The following is a 13,490-nucleotide window of genomic DNA, read 5'->3' as shown; positions in this document are numbered from 1 at the left end:
TTGCCGTCCGTCGCTCGACGGACGGACGCATCATATGGTCAATGCCGCTCCTGCTGCCCGTCCATATATTCTTGGTAGCGGCGATGGACGGTCGCTTTGGACGCCTCGTAACCGAAGCTTCGGAGCGTGGCGGCGATCTCCGCAAACGTTAAGCCGTGCCCGCGCAGGCGGACGATTTCTTCAACCGGCAGCTCGACCCGGTCGCGCCCGGCGTTCTCGCCGCGCCGCGTCAAGTTCCGGTCCGGCCGGTAGCCGCGCTCGACAGCCCGCCGCATGCCGCGGCGAATTTTGGCGTTATGTATTTTCCGCTGATACTCTTCGACAATGGCGATGATCGACAGCACCATTTCATCGGCCTCTGACAGCGGCATCTCCCCGCGATGGCTGGCGCTGTAAATTTTCACGCCCCTCTTTTTCAGGCAATGCAGCACCGCCATGCGCGCGTGGCCGCGCCCGAGCCGCGTTTCATCTTGAATGAGCAAAGCATCAACTTGATGTTCTTCGCAAAGCGACAACAGCTCCAACACGCCGTCGCGGTCGGCTTCATAGCCGCTCGCCTGTTCGGCAATCACCTTGACAACTTCAAAGCCGCAGTCGGCCGCCAGCTTCTCGAGCTCGGCCCGCTGCCTGGCCAGCGACGTTTCCTGTTCCGCTTTGTCCGTGCTGACGCGGCAGTAAATGACTGCCTTCATGGCCATCCCTTCCTTCTGTCACCGGTTGACGGCCAATGAGCCGCCATGCTTTGATTTTAACACAGGAATGACGATTTGTTCCCCTGCTGTAAGGCGCGGGTCCGGCAGATGGTTTACCTCCACCACCCAGCGGATAAACTCGCCCGGCGTCAGTCCATGCTCCTCTTCATACTGCCTCGCCAACCCCCAAAGCGTGTCGCCGGAAGCCACCGTTACGGTCATGTATTCGTTCGGATCGACCGGATCGCCGGCGTAAACGAATGCAGCCAGCATCAGGGCGAGCAAGACGGAAAAAACGACATAGTGCATCAACCCTTTTTTCATATTCTCCCCCCCACCTAGAATGTTTGTTCGCTTTTTTCTTTAATTATAATCAGGAACACTTGTTTGTGTCAACAAAAAACTCGAACTTATGTTTGTTTTTTCATCTGCTCCGTGCTATAATAAAAACAAATGATGTGGCAAGAGGTGTGAAAAAGGATGACAAAACTGTCCAAACGGCAGCAGCAAATTTTAGAGTTTATTAAGCACGAAGTGAAAACGAAAGGCTACCCCCCATCCGTCCGGGAGATTGGGGAAGCGGTCGGTCTGGCGTCGAGCTCCACTGTTCACGGCCACCTTGCGCGCCTGGAGAGCAAAGGATACATTCGCCGCGACCCAACCAAGCCGCGCGCCATTGAAATTTTGGACAGCGATGCGGAAACAGCGGGGAAAAAAGAGGAGATCATTTCCGTGCCGATCATCGGCAAAGTGACAGCCGGCCAGCCGATCACCGCGGTCGAAAACATTGAGGATTATTTTCCGCTGCCGAAGCGGCTCGCCGCCGGGGAGGAGCAGCTGTTTATGCTTGAAGTGATGGGCGACAGCATGATCGAAGCCGGCATTTTAGACGGCGACTACGTCATCGTCCGCCAGCAGTCTTCCGCCGATAACGGCGACATCGTTGTCGCCATGACGGAAGAGAATGAGGCGACAGTGAAGCGGTTTTTCAAAGAAAAGGACCATATCCGCCTGCAGCCGGAAAACGCCCACCTTGAGCCGATCATCGTTCGCGACTGCACCATTCTTGGCAAAGTGATCGGCGTCTATCGCCTGTTCGACTGACTCGTGCCGGCCTGCGCCCATAAAAAGGGGCTGACCCAAAAGTCCGCCAAAAAGCGGACTTTTGGAGTCAGCCCTCTCTGGTTTTTGTATATTTTACCAAACGGAACAAAATTCCGACTCTGTTCTCCCCCTCATTTACGCCACCAAGGACAATTGCTTGTCCCTAGCGGCTTTTTTGAGAAGATTGTGGGCAGCACAAACCAGCCCCCATTCGATGGAAACTTTTTGGAGGCCTCGCAGGACAAAGCGACGAAACCCGCGATTTTGTTTGATTTGCCCAAATACACTCTCAATGTCGGTTTGGCGTTGGCGGTATCGGGCTTGCCCTTCTTCACTCTCCAACCGTTCGCGGGCTTTCTGTTTTTGTTCATGATAGACGGGGTTCCATTGCGTGGTTCGTCCATACTTGGAAGTCGTGCAGGCCGAACGGAACGGACATCCTTCGCATTCATGGCATTGGTAGTGTCGGGTGACCGAGGTGTATCCTGATTCCGTGGTCTGTTTCGAAGTTCCGGTGCGAACCAGCTTTTTCCCATTGGCGCAAATCCAAACGTCTTCTTCTTCCACATAGGTCCAATTCTGCTGATGATGCGGATTTTTCTTGACCTTGCGCGTGTTCTCCTTCTCATACGTATGGTACTTGATCAAGGCCGATATGTGCTTCTCTTCCAGCTTCACGTAGTTCTCTTCCGAGCCATAAGCCGCGTCAGCGATCAAACGTTCGGGTTCCACGCCGTACTTCTCTCGAACGGTCTCCAAATGCGGGAGAAGACAACGAGTGTCGCCCGGCCTCTGATGAAGGGAATACCCCAAAATAAATTGGCCGGAAGAACCCACCTGTACGTTATAGGCCGGCTTGAGCTGGCCGTTTCGCATGTGATCCTCCTTCAACCGCATGAAGGTGGCATCCACATCGGTCTTGGAATAGCTGTTGCGATCCCCGCATACATGGAGTTGGTGTTCATACTTTTCACTGCGGGGCAAGTAGTCCTCCTTCATCTTCTTGATGGCCTTCTTCAACGGTTGGTTGTCCGGCTCGGCCTCCAACCGTTTTTCCCACTCCTCGGTTTTCTTTCGGATTTCTTCTGACGTAAAGGCCGGCGAAGGGTCGATGTCTTCCGCCTTTTCTTCTTCCACGATCGCCTCGATCTGGGCAATCAGCCGATCGACATTGGCTTGGAGTTTCTCCTGGTACTTCTCAGCCGATTTGCGCCAAACGAAGGTGTACCGGTTGGCATTCGCTTCAATTTTCGTTCCATCCACAAAATAATCTTCCATCTTGACATAGCCGTCGGCCACGAGCAGCGTGATCATTTCCCGGAACAGGTCGTCAATCAGGTCTTTCATCCGCTCCGAACGAAACCGATTGATGGAGCGGAAGTCCGGCTTTTGAAATCCACTTAGCCACATGAGGGGAAGGTGGACTTCGAGCTGCCGTGCAATCTCACGGCCATGATACATTTTTTGGGTGTAAGCGTAAAGGAGAATTTTGGTCATCATTTTCGGATGATAGGCGGAGGCGCCCCCTCCTTTGTAGTAAGCAAGAAACGTCTCCATCGGGATGCGTTCAACCATCTCATGAACCACGTGGGCCATGTTATCCCGTGGAATGAGATCGGCGATGTTGCTTGGCAAAGAGAGGTTGTCCATGGTATACTCTTTAAAGGAAATATGATCATATTTCATAAAAGAATCGCCCTTCTTTCGGTGGTAGTGGTTTTGGTGACTCTATTCTACCAGAAAAAAGGGCGATTCTTCTATATTTGAGGCAAAAAAGTGGGGGCTGATCCCAAAACGCATTCGCGTTTTGGGTCAGCCCCTTTTTATGAATCAGTAGAGTTCCATATATTGATCCAATTCCCATTGATGAACCGTCGTCCGGTACATATCCCACTCGATTTCTTTCGCCTCGACGAAGTGCTCAAACAAATGTTTGCCGAGCGCTTGAACGATCACCTCGTCCGATTTTAAATTGTCGAGCGCTTCGATGAGCGTGGCCGGCAAATCGACAATGCCTTCTTCAAGCCGCTCTTCTTTCGTCATGACGTAAATGTTTCGGTCAACCGGCGCCGGAGGAGTGAGCTTGTTGCGAATGCCGTCAAGCCCGGCCGCCAACAGCACGGCCATCGCCAAGTACGGGTTCGCCGCCGGATCGACGCTGCGCACTTCAATGCGCGTGCTCATGCCGCGCGAAGCCGGAATGCGGATGAGCGGGCTGCGGTTGCGCGCCGACCAGGCGACATAACATGGCGCCTCGTACCCCGGAACAAGCCGCTTGTACGAGTTGACCGTCGGGTTGGTGACAGCTGTAAAGTTCGGCGCATGCTTCAACACGCCGGCAATAAACTGCCGGGCCGTATCGCTCAACTGCAAATCGCCGTTCGGATCAAAAAAGGCGTTTTCGTTGTTGCGAAACAGCGACAAGTTGCAGTGCATTCCCGAACCGTTAATCCCAAAAATCGGCTTCGGCATAAACGTCGCATGCAGCCCATGTTTGCGGGCGATCGTTTTGACAACGAGTTTAAACGTTTGAATGTCGTCGCACGCTTTGATGGCATGGGCGTATTTAAAATCGATCTCGTGCTGGCCCGGGGCAACTTCATGGTGCGACGCTTCAATTTCAAAGCCCATCTCCTCAAGCTCAAGCACGATATCGCGCCGGCAGTTTTCCCCTAAGTCGGTCGGCGCCAAGTCGAAGTAGCCGCCGCGGTCGTTCAGTTCCATCGTCGGACGGCCATTTTCATCGAGCTTAAAGAGGAAAAACTCCGGTTCCGCTCCCAAGTTGAACGCCGTAAAGCCGAGCGCTTCCATCTCTTTCAGCACGCGCTTTAAATTGTAGCGCGGGCAGCCTTCAAACGGCGTGCCGTCCGCATTGTAAATGTCGCAAATAAAGCGGGCGACTTTTCCTTTTTCCGATGTCCACGGGAAGATGACAAACGTGTCCAAATCCGGATACAAATACATGTCCGATTCTTCGATGCGGACAAACCCCTCGATCGAAGACCCGTCAAACATCATTTTATTATTGAGCGCTTTCTCAAGTTGGCTGATCGGGATTTCGACGTTTTTGATCGTCCCCAAAATATCGGTGAATTGCAGGCGAATGTACTTGACGTTTTCTTCTTTGACGATGCGCATAATGTCTTCGCGCGTATATTTTGCCATGATTGAAACTCCTCCCCCGGCTCCGAAATCATTTCTCAATCCTTAGTGAAAGAAGCGAGCGAGATCTCCTTGGCGAAGCGATGCGCGCTGAAACCGTCCGGCCTGCAGCAGCTCCGTCCGCAAAATCTCGCGCAACTCCTCGTCGGACAGCTTCGGTTTCCCCACTTTTTCGACCTTTTCCGGCTGCTCATGGCGCCCTTCTTGCCGGGCGGCGAAAATTTGCTTGATGCCGGCGAGGTTTACGCCTTGGTCAATCAAGTCTTTAATCTCGAGCAAACGGTCGATGTCGTTGAGTGAAAACAGCCGCCGGTTGCCCTCGGTGCGCGCTGGCGTGACGAGGCCGTGCTCTTCGTAATAGCGGATTTGGCGGGCGGATAAGTCAGTCAGCTGCATCACGATCCCAATCGGAAACAATGGCATGGAACGACGAATATGACTGCTCATGCCAATTCCTCCTCGCTTTTGATACCTTCATTTTACCATAATGTCAAGAAAACAGTCAATGATGCGTCATATTTTCTCACAAACAAATGAGCTGTTGCTCAAGCAGACGGTGGACGGCTGAACAAATGGCGATTTTGACGTGTGAATACGTCAGCCCGCCTTGCACGTAGGCGACATATGGGGGCCGCAGCGGCCCGTCTGCCGTCAGCTCGATGCTCGCGCCCTGCACGAACGTGCCGGCGGCCATGATCACTTTGTCTTCATAGCCGGGCATGTCGCTCGGATACGGAGTGAAATGAGCGTTGACCGGGGAGGAAGCCTGAATCGCTTGGCAAAACGCCACCATTTGTTCCGGATCGTCAAAACGGACGGACTGAACCAAATCCGTGCGCTTCGCCTTCCACGATGGCGAGGTTTTTAGTCCGATCCGCTCGAGCATCGCCGCCGTAAACACCGCTCCTTTGAGCGCCTGGCCGACAATGTGAGGGGCGAGGAAAAACCCTTGGTACATCTCCGGCAACGCATACAGTGACGGACCGACTTCCGCTCCGATGCCCGGCGAGGTCATCCGGTAAGCGCATGCTTCGACGTATTTTTGCTTTCCGACAATATAGCCGCCCGTTTTCGCCAAGCCCCCGCCCGGGTTTTTAATGAGCGAGCCAGCCATCAAATCGGCGCCGACATGGCACGGCTCTTTCTCCTCCACAAACTCGCCGTAGCAGTTGTCGACAAACACGACGACGTCGGGTTTAATCGCTTTGACAAAAGCGATCATTTCCGCGATTTCATCCACCGTAAACGACGGACGTGTCGCATAACCGCGCGAGCGCTGAATGCCGATCATTTTCGTCCGCTCGTGGAGCGCGCCGCGAACGGCTTGAAAGTCAACGGAACCGTCCTCCGCCAGCGGCACGCTCCGGTAGCGGATGCCGAACTCTTTCAGCGAGCCGACGCCGCGGCCGCGGATGCCAACGATTTCCTCAAGCGTATCGTACGGAGCGCCGGTGATGTAAAGCAGTTCATCGCCCGGGCGCAAAACGCCGAACAAAGCGATGGCAATCGCGTGCGTGCCGGAGATGATTTGCGGGCGCACAAGCCCCGCTTCCGCCCCGAATACGTCGGCGTAAATGCGGTCAAGCGTATCGCGGCCGATATCGTCATAGCCATACCCGGTCGACGGAATGAAATGCCCGTCGCTCACTTGGTGGCGGCGGAAACTGTCGAGCACGCGATATTGGTTCGCATCGACAATCCGGTCGATGCGCCGATGGATCGGCGCAATTTGCCGTTCGACTTCCTCAACGAGTGCAGCGATCATTTCCCCATGTTTCCATTGTGTCCAAAACATCGATGAACCCTTTCTACCGTTGGAATGATTGCAATTCCCCATACAAGGGGTGCGCTGGCAGCACGTACCCTTGACAGTCGTACGTGCCCCCCTGTTCATTATAATGCCATTCGTGCAAAATGGTGTCCGATTTTAGCTGGGCGAGCAGTTTTCCTTCCCCGCTCGGGATCGATACGTCATAATGAACCATCTGCTGTTTCACCGCTTCTTCAAGAAAATAACGAAGCCGGTCAATGTCAGCCGCGGAAAGCGCGCTGATCATGATGGAAGCAGTCGTTGTCGGAATGAATTCCGACGCTTTTTGATCGCTTTTATTGTACACCGTGGCCATCGGAATGGAAGAAGCCCCTAATTCAGTGAGCAGCCGCAACACCGTTCGCTCGTGCGCAACGTAATCCGGATGAGACGAATCGACGACGTGAAGCAACAAATCGGCTTCCGTCACTTCCTCGAGCGTCGAGCGGAATGCGGCGATAAGCGTCGTCGGCAAGTCTTGAATGAACCCGACCGTATCGGTGACAAGCACCGTATAGCCGCATGGCAAGACGCATTTGCGCGTCAGCGGATCAAGCGTGGCAAACAGCAAGTTTTCCTCGAACGAATCGGCGGCGGTCAGCCGGTTGAAAATCGTCGACTTGCCGGCGTTCGTATAGCCGACGAGCGCCACTTGAAAGGCTCGGTTTTTTTGCCGGCGCTCGCGGTACCGCCCGCGGTGCTCGGCGACGCGCCGCAGTTCCGCTTTAATGTCGTCAATGCGGCGGCGAATATGGCGGCGGTCGGTCTCAAGCTTCGTCTCCCCCGGCCCGCGCGTGCCGATGCCGCCGCCCAAGCGAGACAGCGCCTCCCCTTGGCCGCTAAGGCGCGGCAGCATATATTCGAGCTGGGCGAGCTCGACTTGCAGCTTTCCTTCTTTTGAGCGGGCGCGCTGGGCAAAAATGTCTAAAATGAGCTGCGTCCGGTCAAGGACTTTCACCTCGCCAAGCAGGTTTGTCAAATTGCGCGCCTGGCTTGGGGAAAGCTCGCTGTTGAAAACGACAAGATCCGGTTCGAGCTCCTTGACAAGGGCCGCGAGCTCTTCCGTTTTTCCTTTGCCGATATACGTCGCCGGATGCGGCGCTTCGCGTTTTTGCGCCAGTTCGGCAACCACTTCGCCGTTTGCCGTCGCCACGAGCGACGCGAGCTCTTCCATCGAATAGCGGAACCGTCCGTCGTCTACACCAGCCAGCTGACAGCCGACGATAATGGCTTGTTCACGGGTCATGGCATCCCCCTTCCTTTCCTCGCGGCGAACATGTTCTCTACGTTCATGATACCAAATCCCATCATCGTTCTGCTAGTTCGTTCCAAAAAAATGATTGATTTTCCGCCGCTTTTGCCTCTACAATGATACAAGAACAACGCACGGAAAGGAACAGCAAGAATGACGTGGGAAGTATTGAGCATCATCGGCACGATCGCCTTTGCCATTAGCGGGGCGATCGTCGCGATGGAAGAGGAGTACGATTTGCTTGGGGTGTACATTTTGGGAATCGTCACCGCCTTTGGCGGCGGGGCGGTGCGCAATTTGCTGATCGGGGTTCCCGTGTCGGCGTTATGGGAACAAGAGCCGCTCTTTCTTGTCGCTTTGGCGGCCATGACAGTTGTGTATTTGTTCCCAAAGCAAATGCTTCCGCCGTGGAAGCGGTGGGGCAACTTTTTTGACGCCCTCGGGCTGTCGGCGTTCGCCATTCAAGGAGCGCTGTATGCGGCGAAAATGGGGCATCCGTTAAGTGCGGTCATCGTCGCCGCGGTGTTGACCGGCAGCGGCGGCGGCATCATCCGCGATGTGCTCGCCGGACGGAAGCCGCTCGTGCTGCATGCGGAGATTTACGCCGCCTGGGCGATTTTGGCCGGCCTTGCCGTCGGGTTGAAATGGATGGATTCGCCCGTAGAGCTGTATATGCTGTTTATCGCCGTCGCCGCTTTGCGCATTTTGTCCTACACATACGGTTGGAAGCTGCCGCGCCGGGCGGTTGGGGAAAAAGCGGGCGAGCCATGATAAAACGGCAAAATTGATTCGTACGAAAAGAGAGACGGCTCCTCGCTTTGATAATAGATGCAATTCAAAGCTTTACCATTTTTCTTTTTTACCGGTCATTTCATTTGCCGCTGCATTCCTTACGCACTTTGCCCGCTTCGCACCGCCACTGCCACTCCGGCAACAATGAGCGCCCCGCCGAGCCAAAACGAGACATCAAGTTGCTCTTGTAAAAACAGCCAGCCAAAGAGCGAGCCGACGAGCGGCTGGAAAAAGAAAAAGAGCGAGCCGACGCCGGCGTCAATCATTTCCATCCCTTTGTTCCAAAGAAAAAATGCCCCCGCTGTCGATACAACGCCAAGATACAACACCCCAAGGGCGACGGGAACGCTCCAATGGCTTGCAGCAAGCCCCGGCCCTTCGGCAAGCATCATCGGGGTCATGCCAATGAATGCCACAAAAATGGCATACGTAGTGACCGAAAACACGGACAGGCGAGCCGCCGTCATTTTCACCAGCACCGACAACAGCGCCCATGTCACTGCCGCGCCGACTAACGCTATATTTCCGGCGAACGTCGACTCCTCGCTGCCCCCGAGGCCGACGATGACGATGACACCCGCTGTCGCCAGTAGCAGCGCAGCCATTTTCCGCCATGTGAGCGTCTCGCCAAGCAGCCAGCGGGCAAACAAAACGACAAACGCCGGCGTCGAGGCGGTGATGAGGGAAGCGGTATGGGCGTTCGACCATTTTGTGCCGACAAACTGCAACGAAATGGAAACGACATAGCCGATGATTCCGATTGCGATGACCATCCCCCAGTCGCGCCCGCTCTTTGGCGGGCGCTCCCGTTTCGCCGCGGCGATGGCACCAAGCACAATCAAGGCGACGGCGTAGCGCAGCCAGACAAGCGTAAACGGCGGAATGTAGTCCAACACGTATTTGCTCACGACGTACATCCCGCCCCAAATGCTGGCAGCAAGCGATAAATACAAGGAAGCAAGAACAGGTTGTTTCATGGCATCGATCCCCTTTGCGTTCTTCTTTCTGCTGCTGACTCCAAAAGCAAAGCCGTTATTTTCAGAGCTAACAGCCAAACAAGACGGTGCTCGATCAGCTAGACGTCGCTTTCTTCCGGAGGAAACACAGGGGCGAGCGGAACCGTCAAATCCGGTTGCCAAAACGAAACCAGCTCATCGCTTGGCCCGAAAACCGCTCGCTGCTCGAATCGTCCATCTTGCCAGCTGAGCACTTCGATCGTTCGATTGCTGGGGTCTACCATCCAATATTCATGCACCCCATATTTTTCGTATAAATAGTATTTCTGGTTTCGATCGCGCAGGGCGGTGCTTGGCGACAGCACTTCCACAACGAGATCGGGAGCCCCTTTCATTCGCCGATTCCCGATTTGCTCAACCCGACAAACGACTGATAAATCCGGCTGAACAACCGTTTTCGCCATCCGTTCCGGCTCTTCAGGATCAAGCTGAACATTAAACGGGGCAAGAATAACATGACAGCCGCGCGTCTGAAAATACGAAGCCAATGCAAGGTGCAGTTGTCCGACCACATACTGGTGCTCAAACGACGGAGACGCCAATAAATAGGGAACGCCATCGATCAGTTCCCAATTTCCTTCCCAATGTTCAATGTCGTGATACGTGTAAAACGGCTTCTCCTTCTGCACTGCGCTTCCCCTTTCACTTGCTTTTCTTTCATCTTATCACATCGCTCCAGTTCCGTCCCATATTTTTATTTTCTCGTCATGACAGAAAAAACAGCGGCCGCCACCGCTGTCGAGTGTGTGTCACACAAATGTTTTTTCGCACGTTGCCCTTACTCCCGCTTGATGATCGTCGCCGTCGCCATTCCGTGGCCGATGCAAATCGTCAATAGCCCATAGCGGCCGCCGCGCCGTTCCAGTTCATGAACGAGCGATGTCATGAGCTTCGCACCAGTGGCGCCGAGCGGATGGCCAAGCGCAATGGCGCCGCCGTTGACATTCACCTTCTCAAGCGGAGCGCCGATTTCCTTTTGCCAAGCGAGCACGACCGGGGCGAACGCTTCATTGATTTCAATAAGGTCGATATCGTCGATCGTGAGGCCGGCTTTTTTCAATACTTGCCTCGTCGCCGGGATGACGCCATCGAGCATATACGTCGGGTCGGAGCCGACGACCGTCTGCGCGACGATGCGCGCTTTCGGCGTGAGCCCAAGCCGCCTCGCCGCCTCCCGCTCCATCAGCAAAACAGCGGCCGCCCCGTCGCTCATTTGGCTCGCATTGCCGGCAGTGATGACGCCGTCTTCTTGAAACACCGGCTTGAGCGCGGCGAGCGCTTCCGGCGACGTATCGGCCCGCGGCCCTTCGTCATCGGCGACGAGAATCTCGCGGCCGTCGCGGTCCAGCCCTTTCACCGGGACGATTTCGGCGCGAAACTTCCCTTCGCGCAACGCCGCCAAGGCACGCTGATGGCTTTCGTACGCGTAGGCGTCGAGCTCCGCGCGCGTCAGGCCGTATTTTTTGGCGATCCGCTCAGCCGAGACGCCTTGGTGGATGAATTCGTATTTTTCATGCAGCGACGGCGGAATCGTCCGTTCGTTGCCATCGCTTAAAATCGGCACTTTCGTCATGCTCTCGACTCCGGCGGCGATCGTAACATCCATATCGCCGGAGCGGATTTCCTGGGCGGCGAAATGAATCGCCTGCTGCCCCGAGCCGCACATCCGGTTGATTTGCACGGCCGGCACTTCGACCGGAAAGCCGGCTTCGAGCGCCGCGAGCCGGCCGATGTTGTATCCTTGTTCGGCGATCGGCGTCACGCAGCCCATGACGATGTCTTCAACCATCCGCTTTTCAATGCCCGCCCGGCGCACGACTTCATCGAGCACGGCCGCAGCGAGATGCACCGGATGAACATCGCGGAAAACGCCGTTGCGCTTGCCGACCGGCGTCCTGACCGCTTCGACAATGACTGCTTCACGCACCATTTTCTCCCCCTTGTTGTTTTTCCCGCCATCGCCGCCGTTTGCGCGATGCCGCTTCCCATCACCCCGGCGCCGATGACCGCAATGGTGTCTGCCACGGTGTCCGCCTCCTTTACTCCGTTGCCGCGTCGGCATAGCGCGCCGCCATCTCATCGCGCAGCTTCCGCTTTAAAAACTTGCCGACGCTCGTTTTCGGAATTTCATCGAGAAACACAATGTCATCCGGCAGCCACCATTTCGTAAATTGCGGGCGCAAAAAGTCGTACAGCTCTTCCTTCGTCACACTTTTGCCTTCTTTCAGCACGACGCAGGCAATCGGGCGCTCTTGCCATTTCGGATGCGGCACAGCGACGACCGCCGCTTCGAACACCGCCTCATGGGCCATGAGCGCATTCTCCAAATCGACCGATGAAATCCATTCGCCGCCGCTTTTAATGACATCTTTCGTCCGGTCGACGATTTTCACAAACCCTTCTTCGTCGATGGTGACGACATCGCCGGTATGGAGCCAGCCGTCGCGGAACGAGTCTTTCGTGCGCTCATCGTTGTAATATTCGGCGGCGATCCACGGCCCGCGCAGGCAAAGCTCGCCCATTTCCTGGCCGTCCCAACGGACTGGGCCGTTTTGGCCGATCACTTTCATCTCAAGCCCTGGCGCAAGCAACCCTTGTTTGGCGCGAATATCCAGTTTCTCCTCGTACGACAGCCCGTCTTGATAGCTTTTCGGGCGCGAGACGAGCACCAGCGGACTCGTCTCCGTCATGCCGTACGCGTGAATGAACGGAATGCCGTATTTTTCTTCAAACGCGCGGATGATCCCTTTCGGCGCGGCTGAACCGCCGCAAATGACGCGCGTTAAGCTGCTGACATCGTAGTTTCCTTTCTCCAATTCTTGCAAAAGCCCAAGCCAAATCGTCGGCACGCCGGCGGTGATCGTCACCCGTTCGGCGTCAATGAGCTCGGCAAGCACTTTCGGCGTAAACGCCGGCCCCGGCATGACGATCGTCGAACCGAACCACGTGGCGGCAAACGGCAGCCCCCAGGCGTTGACATGGAACATCGGTACGACCGGCATGATGACGTCGCGTTCGCACAGCCCTTGCGTATCAGCCAGCCCGAGCACCATCGCATGCAGAACGGTGCTGCGGTGCGTATAGACGACCCCTTTCGGATTACCCGTTGTCGCCGACGTATAGCACATACCGGCCGGTTGGTATTCATCGAGATCTTTTAAAAACGGGAATGTTGGATCGCCGTCCGCGAGCAGCTTCTCGTAATGGTACACCGGCGACAGCGTCGTGTCCGGCAGCTCATCCTTATCAGTCATGATAATGAAAGCGCGCACGTTCGGGATCTCGTCTTTCACCGCTTCAATCGCCGGCAGCAAATCGTCATCAATCAGCAGGACGCGGTCATCGGCATGATTGATGATGTACGCGATATGCTGCGCGGAGAGGCGGATGTTGATCGTATGGAGCACCGCTCCAATGCCGGGAATGGCAAAATACGCTTCCAAATGGCGGTGATGGTTCCACGCGAACGTGCCGACGCGGTCGCCGACCTCGACGCCGAGCTGTTTCAATACGCTTGACAACCGCCGCGTCCGCTCGCCGATCTCCTTGTATGTATGGCGGACGACGCCTCCTTTCATGCGCGAAACGACTTGCTTTTTTGGGAAAAACAACTCCGCCCGCTCAAGCATCATGGAAATGTTTAACGGTGTTTTCATCATCGG

13 protein-coding genes and 1 pseudogene are annotated in these 13,490 nt (G+C 55.5%); 2 read left to right on the top strand and 12 right to left on the bottom strand.

Translation table 11 applies throughout. The features are described 5' to 3' along the window. Positions 1 to 38 precede the first annotated feature (38 nt). Positions 39 to 692 (bottom strand): YneB family resolvase-like protein, encoded by a 654-nt coding sequence (locus ACR1UW_RS08060; protein WP_033010334.1) that lies wholly within the window; start codon positions 690 to 692, stop codon positions 39 to 41. A gap of 18 nt (positions 693 to 710) precedes the next feature. Next, entirely contained in the window at positions 711 to 1,016 is a 306-nt protein-coding gene (gene yneA / locus ACR1UW_RS08055; protein WP_033010332.1) for a cell division suppressor protein YneA, read from the bottom strand. Between the two features lie 156 nt (positions 1,017 to 1,172). Here yneA and lexA point away from each other — a divergent pair, with 156 nt between their 5' ends. Then, positions 1,173 to 1,796, top strand: a complete 624-nt coding sequence (gene lexA, locus ACR1UW_RS08050; protein WP_150825380.1) for a transcriptional repressor LexA — start codon at positions 1,173 to 1,175, stop codon at positions 1,794 to 1,796. A gap of 135 nt (positions 1,797 to 1,931) precedes the next feature. Here lexA and ACR1UW_RS08045 read toward each other — a convergent pair whose 3' ends face one another. From ACR1UW_RS08045 to hflX, 5 genes are all read right to left on the bottom strand, one after another. Further along, entirely contained in the window at positions 1,932 to 3,482 is a 1,551-nt protein-coding gene (locus ACR1UW_RS08045; protein WP_498935215.1) for an IS1182 family transposase, read from the bottom strand. A 144-nt stretch (positions 3,483 to 3,626) separates the two neighbouring features. Further along, the gene (glnA, locus tag ACR1UW_RS08040) at positions 3,627 to 4,961 is read right to left on the bottom strand and encodes a type I glutamate--ammonia ligase (RefSeq protein ID WP_033010129.1); all 1,335 of its coding nucleotides are present in this window, start codon (positions 4,959 to 4,961) and stop codon (positions 3,627 to 3,629) included. Between the two features lie 42 nt (positions 4,962 to 5,003). Then, positions 5,004 to 5,405, bottom strand: coding sequence for a MerR family transcriptional regulator (locus ACR1UW_RS08035; protein WP_033010130.1), 402 nt, complete (start codon positions 5,403 to 5,405; stop codon positions 5,004 to 5,006). Between the two features lie 76 nt (positions 5,406 to 5,481). After that, entirely contained in the window at positions 5,482 to 6,753 is a 1,272-nt protein-coding gene (locus ACR1UW_RS08030; RefSeq protein WP_033010131.1) for a methionine gamma-lyase family protein, read from the bottom strand. A gap of 13 nt (positions 6,754 to 6,766) precedes the next feature. Then, positions 6,767 to 8,014 (bottom strand): GTPase HflX, encoded by a 1,248-nt coding sequence (gene hflX / locus ACR1UW_RS08025; protein ID WP_033010132.1) that lies wholly within the window; start codon positions 8,012 to 8,014, stop codon positions 6,767 to 6,769. Positions 8,015 to 8,173: 159 nt separating this feature from the next. On the opposite strand from hflX, the gene ACR1UW_RS08020 reads away from it, so the two are divergent. Beyond that, the gene (locus tag ACR1UW_RS08020) at positions 8,174 to 8,791 is read left to right on the top strand and encodes a trimeric intracellular cation channel family protein (RefSeq protein WP_498935213.1); all 618 of its coding nucleotides are present in this window, start codon (positions 8,174 to 8,176) and stop codon (positions 8,789 to 8,791) included. A 119-nt stretch (positions 8,792 to 8,910) separates the two neighbouring features. Here ACR1UW_RS08020 and ACR1UW_RS08015 read toward each other — a convergent pair whose 3' ends face one another. The 5 genes and pseudogenes from ACR1UW_RS08015 to ACR1UW_RS07995 all read right to left on the bottom strand — a co-directional run bounded on the left by ACR1UW_RS08015 (position 8,911) and on the right by ACR1UW_RS07995 (position 13,487). Beyond that, positions 8,911 to 9,789 (bottom strand): DMT family transporter, encoded by an 879-nt coding sequence (locus ACR1UW_RS08015; protein WP_063330726.1) that lies wholly within the window; start codon positions 9,787 to 9,789, stop codon positions 8,911 to 8,913. 98 nt (positions 9,790 to 9,887) lie between these two features. Next, positions 9,888 to 10,457 carry a Uma2 family endonuclease gene (locus ACR1UW_RS08010; RefSeq protein ID WP_094239920.1) on the bottom strand — a complete coding sequence of 190 codons (570 nt, stop codon included), beginning with the start codon at positions 10,455 to 10,457 and terminating at the stop codon, positions 9,888 to 9,890. Positions 10,458 to 10,606: 149 nt separating this feature from the next. Then, positions 10,607 to 11,758: a thiolase family protein gene (locus ACR1UW_RS08005; protein WP_498935210.1), complete on the bottom strand. Its 1,152-nt coding sequence runs from the start codon at positions 11,756 to 11,758 to the stop codon at positions 10,607 to 10,609. Between the two features lie 14 nt (positions 11,759 to 11,772). Beyond that, positions 11,773 to 11,853: pseudogene (locus ACR1UW_RS08000) on the bottom strand (3-hydroxyacyl-CoA dehydrogenase NAD-binding domain-containing protein); the annotation flags it as partial. A 14-nt stretch (positions 11,854 to 11,867) separates the two neighbouring features. After that, on the bottom strand, positions 11,868 to 13,487 hold the full coding sequence (locus ACR1UW_RS07995; protein ID WP_498935208.1) for a long-chain fatty acid--CoA ligase: 1,620 nt from the start codon (positions 13,485 to 13,487) through the stop codon (positions 11,868 to 11,870). Between the last annotated feature and the right edge of the window lie 3 nt (positions 13,488 to 13,490).

This window comes from Geobacillus lituanicus (assembly GCF_050994965.1).
Classification (GTDB): Bacteria; Bacillota; Bacilli; order Bacillales; family Anoxybacillaceae; genus Geobacillus; species Geobacillus stearothermophilus.
The sequence above is the reverse complement of the archived record's forward strand: the minus strand, read 5'-3'. Positions and strand labels throughout refer to the sequence as shown.

Bases quoted from the DNA above. Each gene is read 5' to 3' on its own strand.
- ACR1UW_RS07995 (WP_498935208.1), bottom strand. From the start codon at position 13,487: ATGATGAAAACACCGTTAAACATTTCCATGATGCTTGAGCGGGCGGAG.
- glnA (WP_033010129.1), bottom strand. From the start codon at position 4,961: ATGGCAAAATATACGCGCGAAGACATTATGCGCATCGTCAAAGAAGAA.
- yneA (WP_033010332.1), bottom strand. From the start codon at position 1,016: ATGAAAAAAGGGTTGATGCACTATGTCGTTTTTTCCGTCTTGCTCGCC.
- ACR1UW_RS08060 (WP_033010334.1), bottom strand. From the start codon at position 692: ATGAAGGCAGTCATTTACTGCCGCGTCAGCACGGACAAAGCGGAACAG.
- ACR1UW_RS08020 (WP_498935213.1), top strand. From the start codon at position 8,174: ATGACGTGGGAAGTATTGAGCATCATCGGCACGATCGCCTTTGCCATT.
- ACR1UW_RS08030 (WP_033010131.1), bottom strand. From the start codon at position 6,753: ATGTTTTGGACACAATGGAAACATGGGGAAATGATCGCTGCACTCGTT.
- ACR1UW_RS08015 (WP_063330726.1), bottom strand. From the start codon at position 9,789: ATGAAACAACCTGTTCTTGCTTCCTTGTATTTATCGCTTGCTGCCAGC.
- hflX (WP_033010132.1), bottom strand. From the start codon at position 8,014: ATGACCCGTGAACAAGCCATTATCGTCGGCTGTCAGCTGGCTGGTGTA.
- ACR1UW_RS08045 (WP_498935215.1), bottom strand. From the start codon at position 3,482: ATGAAATATGATCATATTTCCTTTAAAGAGTATACCATGGACAACCTC.
- lexA (WP_150825380.1), top strand. From the start codon at position 1,173: ATGACAAAACTGTCCAAACGGCAGCAGCAAATTTTAGAGTTTATTAAG.
- ACR1UW_RS08035 (WP_033010130.1), bottom strand. From the start codon at position 5,405: ATGAGCAGTCATATTCGTCGTTCCATGCCATTGTTTCCGATTGGGATC.
- ACR1UW_RS08005 (WP_498935210.1), bottom strand. From the start codon at position 11,758: ATGGTGCGTGAAGCAGTCATTGTCGAAGCGGTCAGGACGCCGGTCGGC.